Here is a 14,190-nt window from a genome sequence, read left to right as displayed (position 1 = left end):
AGGTAGTATATTATAGTATGCGGAATCATTACTTAAAGCTAAAGAATTAGGGGGAGAACCTATTAAGTTTATTGGAGAAGCTAATGCTGGTTGGTATCGTCCAGATAAAACTTCAGAAGCATTATCATTAAAAGTTTATAGCTTAAGACTAATTGCAAGAGTACGTGAGGTTAATGTTTCTGATATACATACTAATATGCAAGGAATAGAAGTTAGTGGAAAAACATAATATATTCAAAGGGAAAATCTGAATATAATAGTTAAAATGTTGATTTAACTAAATACTTTGATACTAATAATATTGGTGAAAGAAAAATACAAGTATCATATATTCAAGGAAATAAGATTTATGAATCAGACTTTACAATTAATATATCTGAAACACCTGAAAATTTAATTGATAAAGAAAAGTTAGGAAGTTTGATTGAGGTAAATGAATCAAGGGACTTAAAAAATTATACAAGAAATTCAAGTGAGTATTTTTAAAATGCATTATCATATGCAAAGGATGTATTTTTATATTTATTTTATTAGTAATATTATTAACAACTTATGTTTTTGCTAGTTTTGTTTTTATGAAGATTAGAGGTTAATTTTTAGTTAGTGAACAATTTTAAATTAGAACTAAATCGCTAAAAGCGACGGCTGGGTTTAGTGATTAATTAAAAGTTTATATGGAAAAAATAAGAAGTGAAGTTTCTTTCTCAAGGAAGCTTCACTTCTCACATTTTACACACCTTTAAGGAGTGATAAAATGTATCAAAAAATAGACAAAATGGTTAAAGATTTAGAACTACGTGGACGAAGTGCTTCAACTATAAAAAATATGGTATACACTTTGAAGAGTTTTTCTAAATTCTATAACCAGCCACCTGAACTACTAGGTGAACAGCATATTATCAACTATTTAGATTATTGCATAAATGAGAAGAATTTATGCAATAATCTAAATAGTATAAATTCTATGTCGAAATTTTTTATGTTGTGACATTAGAAAGACAATGGAGTGATTTAAGAATTCCTAGAATTAGGTGTCGTAGGAATTTACCAGCCTATTTAACTAAGGAGGAAGTTAAACTTATTATTGATAATGCTACTTATTTAAAACATAAAGCAATATTGTCAACTATATATTCCGCAGGCTTACGAGTAAGCGAAGTAATAAACCTAAGATTATCTGACATAATGAGTAAAGAAATGAAAATTAGGGTTAGAGCTGGAAAAGGAAATAAAGAGAGATATACTCTATTGTCGCAAAAAAACTTAGAATTATTAAGGTTATATTGGAGAGAATTTGGACATAAAAACTATAATTCAGAAGAATATTTATTCACATCTAGATGGAGTGGTGAATCGTTAACTAACAGAGGTATTCAATCAGCTATGTTAGCTGCAACTAAAAGAGCAGGTATAACTAAAAAGGCTACTCCACATACTTTAAGACATTCATTTGCAACACATTTAATGAATGATGGTGTAGAGTTGGTTGTTATCCAAGCGTTGTTAGGACATTCTAATTTAAAGACAACATCTATATATCTTCATGTTAAGGATTATACTGTATTAAATGTAGTTAGCCCATTCGATAAGCTATGAGTTCATTACAAGAGATAATGTCTGTTCATGGAGAAGATTATATTAGAAGCAAAAGATTACCTTCTAATATAATAAGAGCTCTATCTTCTATTCAATATTGCAAAACAGCTTCGCTTGGCGGGCATATTTATTAATACTTTTTAATCAAAAGGAACTATATTCAATATTATTTAGTTGTGTATCCGAGACTTTGCTAGAACTAGCAAAGGATAAAAAATACTTAAATGCAGATATAGGATTTACAACAGTATTACACATATGGGGTCAAAACCTAATGAATCATCCACATATACATTGTATAGTTCCAGGTGGTGGATTAAGTCTAGATAAAAGTAAATGGATAAAATCTAAGCAAAAGTTTTTTATTCCAGTAAAAGTATTATCAAGAAAATTTAGAGTTAAATTTCTATATTATTTAAATAAACTTTATCTAGATAATAAATTAGTATTTCTAGAAAGTGTCAGTGAGTTAAGCGCTAGAAATATCTTTAATGAATTTAAGGATTCATTGTATAAGAAAGAATGGATTGTTTACAGCAAAGCTCCTTTCAAAAGTGCAGCCTATGTAGTTCAATATCTTGGTAGATATACACATAGAGTTGCTATATCAGATAATAGAATAATTAAGGTTGATAATAAAAATGTAGTATTTAAATGGAGAGATTACAAAGATAAAAATAAAGAGAAAATAATGACTTTAAAAGCTGATGAATTTATCAGAAGATTTACTATGCATATCTTACCCGATAAATTTGTTAAGATTAGACACTATGGGATATTAGGAAATAGAAATAAGAAATTAAAGTTTAAGCGATGTCTTGAGATATTTAGGGTAAAACCTAGAGATGACGAAAAACTATCGTCAGCGGAGCTATTCTTTAAATTAATAGGAATTAAAATAGGAATGTGTAAAATTTGTGAGAAGGGAAATTTAATAGAAAAAGGAGTTTTAATGCCTCGAAGCTATTCACCGCCTTAAATAAGACAAAATTGAATATTAGCTTGATAATGGGGAGGGGGAAAGTGTATCCTTAAATAAGGACATATATGTAATGAGATTAGGTTAAAGTATATTTTTAGAACTATAGCTCATTAAATTAGGTTTTTAATTTAATTTTGAAGTTTTTGAATCCCCATACGGGGGCGGATGCTTTTAGCGACTTCGTTCTATACATTGATTGCAATATTGAGGTGCATAAATTAAGTCTAGTTAATATTTAACTTTTAGTTATTAACTTAATTTATGTGCTATTTTTAACTCTCAACATCGCAATCAACCTAACTCATATAGAAAACTAAAGTCCAGCAAAGTTATTGCTGGACTTTGTAAATACTATATATTACTCATATATAGTATTTAAAGATTGAATTTTTATTATATTTTTTAAATTTACTACTGATAAACATGTCCCACATTTAATGTATGATTTTAATGTAAACTTAAATATGTTTTTTAGTTTGAAAAATTTATTTAAGTTTATAGTTGATTCCATCATCAGTTAATTCATAACTAAAGTCCAATTTATCTAGTAGTTCTGTTATAGTTGAAATAAAGATTTCATCAGCTTTGTTTGAAATATCTATTTGTTCATTGTATGTTTTTAGAATGTTACTATTAATTTCAGTATTATTAAAAATTAATTTTCCTATAGTAATAGCTGAATCTTTATATGTATTAGCTAATTTTATTAGCTCTTCAAAGTTATCATTAATATTATTTGGTAGTTCCTCTAAGAATAATTCTAATTTATTAAGCTTGTTTAAGGGTTCACTTAATTTAGATAATGCACTGCCAGAAAAATCATTTTTATTTAGGATAGATAATACAGTATTACCAATATTATGATTAAGAGCTTCTACCTCATATAGATATTCAAGTGCACCATTAACGTTATTTAAGAGTGTTGTTTTGTAATTATATTCTTCTGAATTATTTAGCGAAGAATATGAATCATTATTTGATTGTGCATATGTTAAATCAACTGAAAGATTTTTAAATGCAAAAAATATACCTATGAGAATAGATAGATTAGTTACAATAAGAATAATAAGAAAAATCTTTAAAACTTTCCTCATAAGTTTGTTTGTTTTATTCATAAATATTACCCCCTACCATATATGTAAATGATATCATAAAATTATATTAAATTAAATTAGTTACATAAAATTACATAGAAAAATATATAGGAAGTTAAGAAATAGCATTTAATGATTGCTATTCTATTGATCATAAAGAAAGGAAAGTTCGTGTTTGAACTTCCCTTTTTATGCATAGTAATAATATCAAAAACTTAATAAAAAATAATATTATAATTTATAAATTACTTTTACAACTAATGAGATGATTCAATAAGGTCAGGAAAAATATAAAAAGTTAAATATATTTGTATATGATACAAATATTGAAGCGAATATCTAAAAATATATTTTTCTTTAGAAAAAGGGGCAGATAGATTTGAAAGTAAATAATATATTAATTGTTAGCTTGAATATTAATTTTGTAGCCCCAATTATTAAGTTTCTTATTGTTTACATTAAGTACCTCATTATGAAACTCTGTAAAACCATTTTTCTTATAGAAGTTGCAATTACTCTCAGAATTTGTAATCAGTGTAAGCAGTCCTCCGCCATGTTGAGAGATATATGGAATAACTCCATCTTGCAACATTTTGCTACCTAATCCTTGATTTTTGAATTCATTTGCAACGACTAAGGATGTCAAATACCATGAGTCTTCTGAGATACTATGGCAAGCTGCACTGGATTCATTATACATTTTTAGCCAACCTAGCGTATTTTTTATTCCTCCGGCAAGAAATACATTTAGCCCTCCTGCACAAAGATAATTCCATATAGTTGGTTCAGGTTCATTTGGGGATTTAAGTATTGCGATAGAGACAATTTTATCATCTTTTAAGCTAACTAAAATGGTTTGTTGTTTATAGCATGTTTTAACACAAACTTTTTGAATTTCTTTTAAAAATTTAAAGCGTCTTTTTTTATCTTCCACAAATATTTCATAAAATGAGTATCCATTATATGAATCTGTAATTAAATCTATACATTTAGAAATTTCTTCTTTCTTTATTGTACGGTATATAATCATAATTTCTTCTCCATCAACTTAATTTATATAAGAATGAATTAATAATTATTATTCTTTACAAGTATATTGTGATTTACAGAAATTTATTAATATATAAATTATCATAAAGTTAATTATTATTAAGATAATATTCGATTATATTTTTTACTTTAGGAATTGGTATTGTACTTCCACCTCTGTCTTTAACATCTTCAATCATCATTGCAACGGAGATTTTTGATGTAGTAGTATCAACAGCAACAAACCATCCATTTTCAGTACCATTTTCATCGTCTTGAGATGCTTTAATTTCTGCAGTTCCTGTTTTTGCTGCTAGATTAATTCCAGGAATTTTAGCACTATTAGCAGGCCCATCATCATCATTTACAGTAGCTGAAAAATCTTCTATTAATACTGGAATATTTTCAGGGTTTATAGCTTTTTCTTTCCAAATAGAAGCTTCTTTATCATTATTAATCACTAATCTAGGAGTCATAATATTTCCTTCATTAGCTAATGAACTATAAGCTAATGCAATATTTAAAGGAGTAACCATTAATTCACCTTGACCATATCCAGTATCAGCTAATAATATTTCACCATTTAGTTCTCCACTATTACTTATGCTAGATTGAGCAAGTGGATAATCAAAAGGAATTTCTTCACCAATACCAAATTTCTTTATACCTTCAATTAGTTTTTTACTTCCAATTTTTAAAGCAACTTGTCCAAAATAAATGTTATCTGAAAACTTAGCAGCTTCTCTAAGAGTCATAGGACTATCTAGAGTAACTACTCTTGTAATTTTATAAGTTCCCCAGCTTTCATCCTTTTGCCAAGCAGAACCTTGAATATCAAATTTTTCATCTGCTGTTATAGCACCAGTATTTAATCCAATTGCACCAGTAATAAGCTTCATTGTTGAGCCAGGAGAGTAGATGTTACTAAATCTATTAACTTGATCAGTATAATTAGTATTTTCCCATTCTTCAGCTTTTGTTTTTGTTACATATGTCATAAAAGTATTAGAATCATATGATGGAGCGCTTACCAAAGCTAATACCTCACCAGTTTTAGGATCAACTGCAGTTACTGTACCTTTTTCATTATTTAATTCAGAATAAGCTTTATTTTGTAAGTCAAAATCAATAGCAAGCTTAATGTCATTTCCATCTATAGCATCTTTCTTAGCTATTGTTAAATGTTCACCATTTCTGTCTAAGTAAATTTCACATCCATCATAACCTCGTAAAGTATCTTCATAAACTTGTTCTAAACCAGCTTTTCCAATTAAGCTTAATTCAGTATAGCCTTTGTCCATATTTTCTTCTAACTCTTCAGAAGTTATGTTACCTATATAACCAATCAATCTTCCAAATGCATTACCACCATAATAAACTCTTGAAGATTTTTTATTTACTACTATACCTTCAGTATCTCTATTAAGTAGAGAAGTTAGTTTTTCATCAGTTGAAAGTATATCAACAATTGGAACGAAATATTCAGGATTGGAATTTTCATTTAATTTATTTATAATTGTTTCTTTGTTTATATCTAGGGTGTTTGCTAGTTCTTCGATTTTTGAATCTTTATTTTCTAAATCAAAAATAGCAGGGTATATACCAATTACACTAATTTCACCATCTTCAGCTAAAATCTTATCATTTCTATCTAGGATTTTACCTCTTTTAGCTTCATAATCTTCAATTAATACTTTATCCTCAGAAGTCATATTAGGGAATATTAAGCTTTCATCCCAGTCTATTTTATATTCATCATCTTCCTTATAAATATTTAATTTGTATGTATCAAAGCTTAACTCACCAGCAATAGTATTGCCTTTTAAAGTAAAAGGAACAGTAACAAAGTTTTCATTTTCAATTAATTCTCCATTGATTTCAATGTTTAAATCAGCCATTTCCATAGCAGAATAGATGTTAGAATATCTAGTTGTAAATGTATCTTCATCAATATAGTTTTTAGATTCAGAATTTAACATTTCATACATAGCTGAAAAGTCGTTTTGTAACCAATATTCTTTATAAGTTTCAAAGGTTTCTGCATATTTACTTTGAGATGAGCAACCAATAAAAAATATTCCACTAGTAATAGCTAGTAATAAAATAATGTGTTTAAAAATTCTCATACTTACCTCCAAAATTTGTTATTTTTAAACATATTATAACATTTAACAAGATAATATTAAATAAAGTTGCTTGTAAAAAGAAATAATTATATTACCAATTTAAAAATGTCAAATTGATTAAATAATGTAGCATAGGGTAAGTATATTAAGTGGAGTATTTGCTTATGTTATAATATTTTTATAAGTAAAAAATAATTTTTAATAAATAAGAGGTTAAGTATGGATATTGCACAATTAGAACCTGAAAAAATTAAGGATTTACCTCACATGGAAGTAGGGCATATGTTACTTTTTAAAAGTAAAGAAAGTTCTATAGAAGGACCTGTTTTTTATATAAAAGAAGATATATCAAAGGTAAGTAAAACTTTACCTAAAATAAGTATTCAGCTTAAAGACATAGTTATAAATTGGGGATATTCTAGTCCATTAATGCTTATGGTTAAATTGAATAATGATGATAATTTAATTTATGGACAATGGTTTAATAAGTATAATAATACAGATAGGGAATTATTTAAGGAAATATTATTTCAAGATAAATTAAATTTTTGTATTGTAGATAGATATAATAATTGTAAAATAAGATTTAAATATACTAATATATATAAAAAGGCTATTTGGGGATATTTTAAGATTAATGAAAATGATAGAAAATGGTCACAAAAGATGTATGAGAGTGACATAATTGCTATTACAGAAACACTTGAAAGTAAGGCTCAACTATTTAATTTATAAATATGTATAGTCTAATCATAATTTTATAGAGTTTATAATGAAGAATTTGTATTAAAGATAAAATAAAGAAGGCATGGACAACAAAGCCATGCCTTTTCTTATAAAGTTATTTTAATTTAGGTATAAAATAAATAGGTTATTTTTTATTTTTATGAAGTGTAAATAGGTAACTTGGTTTAGATAATTTATTTTTTCTTTCTTGATATTAATGCACCGGCAGCTGCTACTAATGTACCAAAGATACCTACAGCTGCAGCAGGAGTACCACCTGTGTTAGGTAATTTACCACTGTTTGGTTTAGTTGTTGTGTTTCCAGAGTTGTTATTTCCAGAATTGTTATTTCCAGAATTATTATTTCCAGCGTTGTTTGAATCATCTTCAGTTTCTGAGTTGTCTGGAGTTTCAGGATCAACTGGAACATCTGGAGTTTCATCAACTTTAACTACATTGATAGTGCTATGAGTTCCAGTAGTAGTAAACTGTCTATCTTTTCCATCGATTACTTTAACTTCTGATAATACTGTAGCGTTATCTTTAGCGTCAGATTTAGCTTTTAATGTGATTGTAACATCAGTTAAAGCTTCTGCATTTGCATCAGATAAGTTAATAGTTAATGTTGAACCATCAACTGTATAATCAACTACAGTTAAGTTTTCGTCATTAGATTTAACAGAAACTACTTCAAAATCAGTATCGTTAAAGTTAGTCACTAATGAATATTTGTCAGATTTTAATCCTTCAATTTCAGTTAAAGAAATCTTAACATCAAATTCTTCTCCTGCATTAACTTCAGATTCATTAGTAGAAGTAGCTACCCCTACAGAAGTTAAATTAGTTATACCAAATCCGTAGTCATAAGCATTGTCACCAGCAACTATAGCACCAGTTTCATCAACTTGTGGAATATCAACAGGTAATGTACCTTGAGCTTCATAAGCACCAAATATAACATCCATTGCAGCTGGAATGTTTGGACCGAATGTTTGAGTTGGAGTTAATCCACCATCAGCTTCAGTTGGGTCCATTCCCTTATATCCATAAACGATTACTTCAGCTTTAGAATTTTTATGAACTGCAACATCATAAGGTTTACCAACACTTACAACTACAGAATCTTTATTAAGTTCATTAGCGTAATCAACTATAGAATTTGGACCAGCAGTTATCCAGTGGTTAGCATTTAAATGAGAGAAATTACCCATTTCTGATAAAACTATAACGTAATCAGCAGCTTCTATTTTACCTTTTAATTCATCAGTTAACAAATTACCATTTGAATAACGATGAGTTTCTATATTTACAGAATTAATTTTATTTTCCGCAACAAGTCTAGTAACACCAAATTGCATTCCAGGAAGCTCGTTATTATATGGAGCTATAAGAAGAACGTTTTCACCTTCCTTAGGGTTTAAAGGTAATATATTATTTTCATTTTTAACTACAGTAACAGCTTCAGCAGATATTTCTCTTTCTACAAGTCTATTTTCATCAGAACCAACAATAGTTTTAGCAGTAGCTATTTTTTCTTCAACAGTTCTAGTATCATCATTAACATTCATGATGCCTCTGTCTATTTTTAATTTAACTATTCTTTCAACAGAATCATCAAGTTCAGCCATTGTTAACTCACCAGAATTAACTGCAGCTTTAACACCATCAACTATAGCTTGTAATTTAGGAACATCAGCAGTGCTTCTTAATATTGTAGGCATTAATGCTATGTCAACACCAGCTTTAATAGCCATTTTAACAGCTTCAACTTCACCAAAGTTTTTAGAGATTGCATCCATATTAAGAGCATCTGTTATGATTACTCCATCATAGCCCATATCTTCTCTTAAAACTCCAGTTAATATATCATCAGATAAAGTTGCTGGAAGAGTTATTTCTTGTCCATCATTTTTAGAAGTATAAGTGTCACTTTCAATTTGTGGATATTGAATATGAGCAGTCATTATCATATCAACACCATTATCTATTGCATCTTGGAAAGGTTTTAATTCAACTTCTTTAATTTCTTCATAACTTTTATCAACTAAAGGTAGTCCATAATGAGAATCAGTCGCAGTATCACCATGACCAGGGAAATGCTTAGCGGCTGCTGAAACACCTTGATCTTGAATACCATTAATCATTTGAACACCAAGTTTACCAACTAATTCAGGATTACTTGAAAATGATCTTAAACCTATAACTGGGTTTGCTGGATTGTTATTAACATCTACAGATGGAGCAAAGTTAACATTAATACCTAATGAATTTAACTCTTTTCCTATTACAGAACCAGCTCTATAAGAACTTAATTCATTTTTTGTTGCTCCTAGTGCCATATTTCCAGGTAAGCTTGTACCAGTTCCAAGTCTAGTAACAATACCACCTTCTTGGTCAATTGTTATTAGTAATGGTAAATCATTAGATTCATCATTAGCAATAACTTGTTGTAAATCGTGAGTTAATTGTGCAGTTTGTTCAGTAGTTTTAACATTTTGAGCAAATAAAATTACTCCACCTAAATCGAAATCATCTATAATTTGTGCAACTTCTTCATTCATTGTAGTAAAATCAGAAACTGCATCTTCTCCATTCATTTTCCATTGTCTAAAGTCAGGCATTAACATTTGACCTATTTTTTGCTCAATAGTCATACCTTCTACAATAGCTTTAGCTTGTACATTTGAATCAGCTGCATAAGTAGTTGTTACATTTCCAAAAATTAAAGAACTTGTTACTAAAGTAGCCATTAACATTGCTACAATTTTATTTCTTTTCATAAATTAAATCTCTCCCTTTTATTATGTTATGATTTATATATTTTGGAATTTAGAATTTTCTAACAAACGCTTAATAACGTTTACATTTTTTATTATATAACAAATTTTACATAAGTCAACAAAAAAACTCAAAAAATACAATATAAATTTGAAATTAAATTTCAAAAACGATTTTACCTAAATAAAAATATTGTAATTATTTATAAAATATAGAAAATAACTCATAAAAAGGTTATAATTAAATTGATTTATTATAACTATGGAGAATAAGGAGAGATGTTTATGAAAAGAGGGATGTGTACTTTTTTAATTTTTACTACATTAGTGTCTACAGCTGTAGCTACTAATGCACAAGTAATTAAAGTTTCTAATGATAATGAAAAAGTAGAAAATTTGGAAAGTAAAGCATGGAGTAATATTTATTCTTTTGGATTTTATGCTAAAAATAATCCAGAAGTATTAAATAGTGATATTTTGGGATATATTTCGAAAAATAATGAAATTTTATGTGTTGTACCTAATGACGTGGATATTAGTAAATTAGTGGCTACATTTGGGGCAAGCTCAACAAATGTAACAATAGATGGAGTAGGTCAACAAAGTGATGTTACAGTTAATGATTTTTCTAATCAATTAACTTATACAGTTGGGGGAAATAATACCTACATTGTAAACGTTGTAAAATCTGACTTACCAACTATGGAGATAAATACTGAAAATGGACAAGCAATAACTTCTAAAGAGGATTATGTTAATGCATCTATGAAACTTACAGGGACGGAAGAGATAACTGAAGGCTTATTTGATGGAAGTATTCAAATTAGGGGCAGAGGAAATAGTACATGGGGAATGGCTAAAAAGCCTTATAGAATAAAGCTTGGAAAGAAAAGCAATCTTTTAGGAATGGGTGTTGAAAAGGATTGGGTGCTTCTAGCAAACTATTCTGATAAAACATTAGTAAGAAATAAGTTAGCATTAGATTTAGCTGCTGAAATGGGAATGGAATATACATCAGAATCAAGATATGTTAATGTAATATTAAATGGAGAATATATTGGGAACTACTTGCTTTGTGAACAAGTAGAGGTATCAGAAACTAGAGTAGATATAGATGAGTTAGAAGATACAGACACATCAGAAGATATGATTACAGGTGGATACCTATTTGAAGTTGATTATAGATTTGATGCTGATACATGCTATAAATCATCTTTAGGAGTTCCATTTACATTTAAAAGTCCTAAGTTGCCTAATAAGGAGCAATATAATTATGTAACAAATTATATCGAAGAAACAGAAAAAGCTCTAACTTCAAAGGATTTTCACTATAATGGAAAGCATTATAGTGAATATATAGATGTTGATAGCTTTATAGATTATTATTGGATAAATGAAGTATTTAAGAATTGGGATGCAGCATTCCGTACAAGTGTGAATATGTATAAACCAAGAGATGGTAAACTTACAATGGGACCAATATGGGATTTCGATATTGCTGCTGGAAATGCAGACTTTAAAGATTTCCAACCACAACTTGATAACACATCAGTAACAGATTGGTGGATGAGATATGAAGGATGGTATGGAGTATTATTTAATGACCCTGAATTTGTAGAAAAGGTTAATAATAGATTTTGGGAGCTTATAGATGTTTTTGAAGGTATAGAAGAAAAAATTAATACTTACACAGAGACAATAGAAAATTCACAAAGTATTAATTTTAAGAGATGGAGCATATTAGGACAATATGTATGGCCTAATGTTTTTGTTGGTAAGACTTATGAGGAAGATGTTAATTATTTAAAAAATTGGTTTAATGGTAGAATTGAATGGCTAAAAGAAAATGTACCACAACCAGAAACACCAGAGGAAAAGCCAGATGAAAATGTTGATTTTGATATAAATAAAGATGGTAAAGTAAACGTAGGTGATGTTGCAGTAATATCTAAGAATTATGGAGTTTACAACAAGGCAATGGATTTAAATAAAGATGGAAAAGTAGATAAAGAAGATATAGCTATTTTAATGGATGAATTATTAAAATAATATATTTAACTATAAAACTTAAACTTAAATTTAAATAGATATACTTAGGAAATTAAGCCTATTATCTCTTTTTAGGGATAATAGGCTTTTTAGTATATAAAAATTAAATTATTTATTGAAAGTAATAAATTAAATTGTACTATTTTAAGAAATGATAATTAGTAAATAGGTATTTTGATTAAATAATAGTAAGTAAGGGGCTAAATATAATAAATGCAATTTATGTCGAAAGATGACTAAAGTTAACAATATAAAATATTAATTAGTAGTGATATAATAATTTAGTAAAAGTTAAGTTATTTTGTACAAAAACTTAACTTTTTATTAAATATATGAATTATCATAGAAGTATAAACATTTTGTATGATATAATTACTTTCTTATAATATGAGAGTAAATTTTTAATTATTTATATTATTGGATTAAAGATTTTATTTTTGGAAGAAGGTAAAAGTGATGAAAAAATATATGAATAAATATATGAAGGTAATTATACCAATAATTTTAGCTATAACTATTATAAGTAATATTATTGTTATATGGGGATTTTATGTTAAGTCACTTGGGATAAATATAGAAAAATGCTTGGAGGGGTCTCCTACAAGAATTATAATATTAATTATAGGACTAATAATTTTTATAGTAGCTGAAAGTGTAGCAGTATTTTTCATTGCAAAGGAAGAAAAAAAGCTTAGCTATAAGTTTAATAATATTGTATATAAAAGAGAGGAAAAGGGATGGAAAAGAAAATAAGAAAGGCAATAATTCCAGCAGCAGGTCTTGGAACTAGATTTTTACCGGCAACAAAAGCACAACCAAAGGAGATGCTTCCAATAGTTGATAAGCCAACATTACAATACATAATTGAAGAATGTGTAGCATCTGGAATTGAAGAAATTCTTATAATAACAGGAAGAAATAAAAAGAGTATAGAAGATCATTTCGATAGAAGTGTTGAGCTTGAAATGGAGCTTGAAAAGGCTGGTAAGCAAGAAATGCTTAAGATGGTTAGAGATATATCAGATATGGTTAATATACACTTTATAAGACAAAAAGAACCTAAAGGTCTTGGCCATGCTATTCATTGTGCAAAAACTTTCGTAGGAGATGAGCCTTTTGCAGTTCTTTTAGGTGATGATGTTGTTTATAATGAAGAAAAGCCATGTTTAAAACAACTTATGGATTGTTACAAAGAGTATAAGACATCAGTTTTAGGTGTACAAACAGTAGCTGCAGAAGATGTTAATAAATATGGAATAGTTGGTGGACTTCATATTGAAGATAGAGTATATAAAGTTAAAGATTTAGTGGAAAAGCCATCAATAGAAGAAGCTCCAACGAATATTGCAATATTAGGTAGATATATTATAACTCCTAAAATATTTGAAATATTAGAAAATACTAAGCCTGGTAAGGGTGGTGAAATCCAACTTACAGATGCATTACTTAAGTTAATTGAAGAAGAAGCTATGTATGCATATGATTTTGAAGGTAGAAGATATGATGTAGGAGATAAGTTAGGTTTCTTACAAGCAACTGTTGAATATGCTCTTAGAAAACCAGATTTAAGAGATGGATTTATTCAATATTTAAAAACAATAATAGATTCTGAAACTTCAAAATAAAAGTATAGACACTGATGTTAATAGCTATTAGATAGCATAAAAATAGATGATTATTTAATAATAAAATGAATTTATAAAGAGTTTGTATCAAAAAATATGATACAAGCTCTTTTGTGTGTGCCCAGCATGGGCAACAACTTGACGGTGAAAGTCCGTTGTGGGCTTGGTAGTGGGAACCACTAGCCA

At 28.1% G+C, this 14,190-nt stretch carries 10 protein-coding genes and 1 pseudogene; 7 read left to right on the top strand and 4 right to left on the bottom strand.

Annotated features, from left to right (window positions below):
* Positions 1-754: 754 nt before the first annotated feature.
* From LPC13_RS17185 to LPC13_RS12715, 3 genes and pseudogenes are all read left to right on the top strand, one after another.
* Positions 755-988 (top strand): phage integrase N-terminal SAM-like domain-containing protein, encoded by a 234-nt coding sequence (locus LPC13_RS17185; protein ID WP_005215592.1) that lies wholly within the window; start codon positions 755-757, stop codon positions 986-988.
* Positions 985-1,596 (top strand): tyrosine-type recombinase/integrase, encoded by a 612-nt coding sequence (locus LPC13_RS12725; protein WP_005215590.1) that lies wholly within the window; start codon positions 985-987, stop codon positions 1,594-1,596. The genes LPC13_RS17185 and LPC13_RS12725 overlap by 4 nt, the downstream gene beginning before the upstream one ends.
* Positions 1,593-2,575: pseudogene (locus LPC13_RS12715) on the top strand (IS91 family transposase). Before LPC13_RS12725 ends, LPC13_RS12715 begins: the two are co-directional and overlap by 4 nt.
* 488 nt (positions 2,576-3,063) lie before the next feature.
* Here the strand turns inward: LPC13_RS12715 and LPC13_RS12710 are convergent.
* The 3 genes from LPC13_RS12710 to LPC13_RS12700 form a co-directional block, all read right to left on the bottom strand.
* Positions 3,064-3,693 (bottom strand): hypothetical protein, encoded by a 630-nt coding sequence (locus LPC13_RS12710; protein WP_195244290.1) that lies wholly within the window; start codon positions 3,691-3,693, stop codon positions 3,064-3,066.
* A gap of 376 nt (positions 3,694-4,069) precedes the next feature.
* Positions 4,070-4,702, bottom strand: a complete 633-nt coding sequence (locus tag LPC13_RS12705; protein ID WP_005215583.1) for a GNAT family N-acetyltransferase — start codon at positions 4,700-4,702, stop codon at positions 4,070-4,072.
* 109 nt (positions 4,703-4,811) lie between these two features.
* On the bottom strand, positions 4,812-6,827 hold the full coding sequence (locus tag LPC13_RS12700; protein ID WP_234088846.1) for a penicillin-binding transpeptidase domain-containing protein: 2,016 nt from the start codon (positions 6,825-6,827) through the stop codon (positions 4,812-4,814).
* A 219-nt stretch (positions 6,828-7,046) separates the two neighbouring features.
* Between LPC13_RS12700 and LPC13_RS12695 the strand changes: the two genes are divergently transcribed.
* Positions 7,047-7,562, top strand: a complete 516-nt coding sequence (locus LPC13_RS12695) for a hypothetical protein (protein ID WP_005215579.1) — start codon at positions 7,047-7,049, stop codon at positions 7,560-7,562.
* Between the two features lie 185 nt (positions 7,563-7,747).
* On the opposite strand, the gene LPC13_RS12690 is transcribed toward LPC13_RS12695, so the two are convergent.
* On the bottom strand, positions 7,748-10,333 hold the full coding sequence (locus LPC13_RS12690) for a glycoside hydrolase family 3 N-terminal domain-containing protein (protein ID WP_234088845.1): 2,586 nt from the start codon (positions 10,331-10,333) through the stop codon (positions 7,748-7,750).
* Positions 10,334-10,615: 282 nt separating this feature from the next.
* Here LPC13_RS12690 and LPC13_RS12685 point away from each other — a divergent pair, with 282 nt between their 5' ends.
* The 3 genes from LPC13_RS12685 (at position 10,616) to galU (ending at position 14,004) form a co-directional block, all read left to right on the top strand.
* Complete coding sequence (locus LPC13_RS12685; protein WP_234088844.1) at positions 10,616-12,379, top strand: CotH kinase family protein; 1,764 nt, start codon at positions 10,616-10,618, stop codon at positions 12,377-12,379.
* A gap of 456 nt (positions 12,380-12,835) precedes the next feature.
* Complete coding sequence (locus LPC13_RS12680; protein WP_005213003.1) at positions 12,836-13,132, top strand: hypothetical protein; 297 nt, start codon at positions 12,836-12,838, stop codon at positions 13,130-13,132.
* The gene (gene galU / locus LPC13_RS12675) at positions 13,117-14,004 is read left to right on the top strand and encodes a UTP--glucose-1-phosphate uridylyltransferase GalU (RefSeq protein WP_005213002.1); all 888 of its coding nucleotides are present in this window, start codon (positions 13,117-13,119) and stop codon (positions 14,002-14,004) included. Before LPC13_RS12680 ends, galU begins: the two co-directional genes overlap by 16 nt.
* Positions 14,005-14,190 lie beyond the last annotated feature (186 nt).

Origin of the sequence: Clostridium celatum (assembly GCF_021412605.1) — a bacterium.
In the GTDB taxonomy this organism is placed as follows: domain Bacteria; phylum Bacillota; class Clostridia; order Clostridiales; family Clostridiaceae; genus Clostridium; species Clostridium celatum.
Note: the sequence above shows the minus strand (reverse complement) of the source record. Positions and strands in the feature narration are given on the sequence as shown.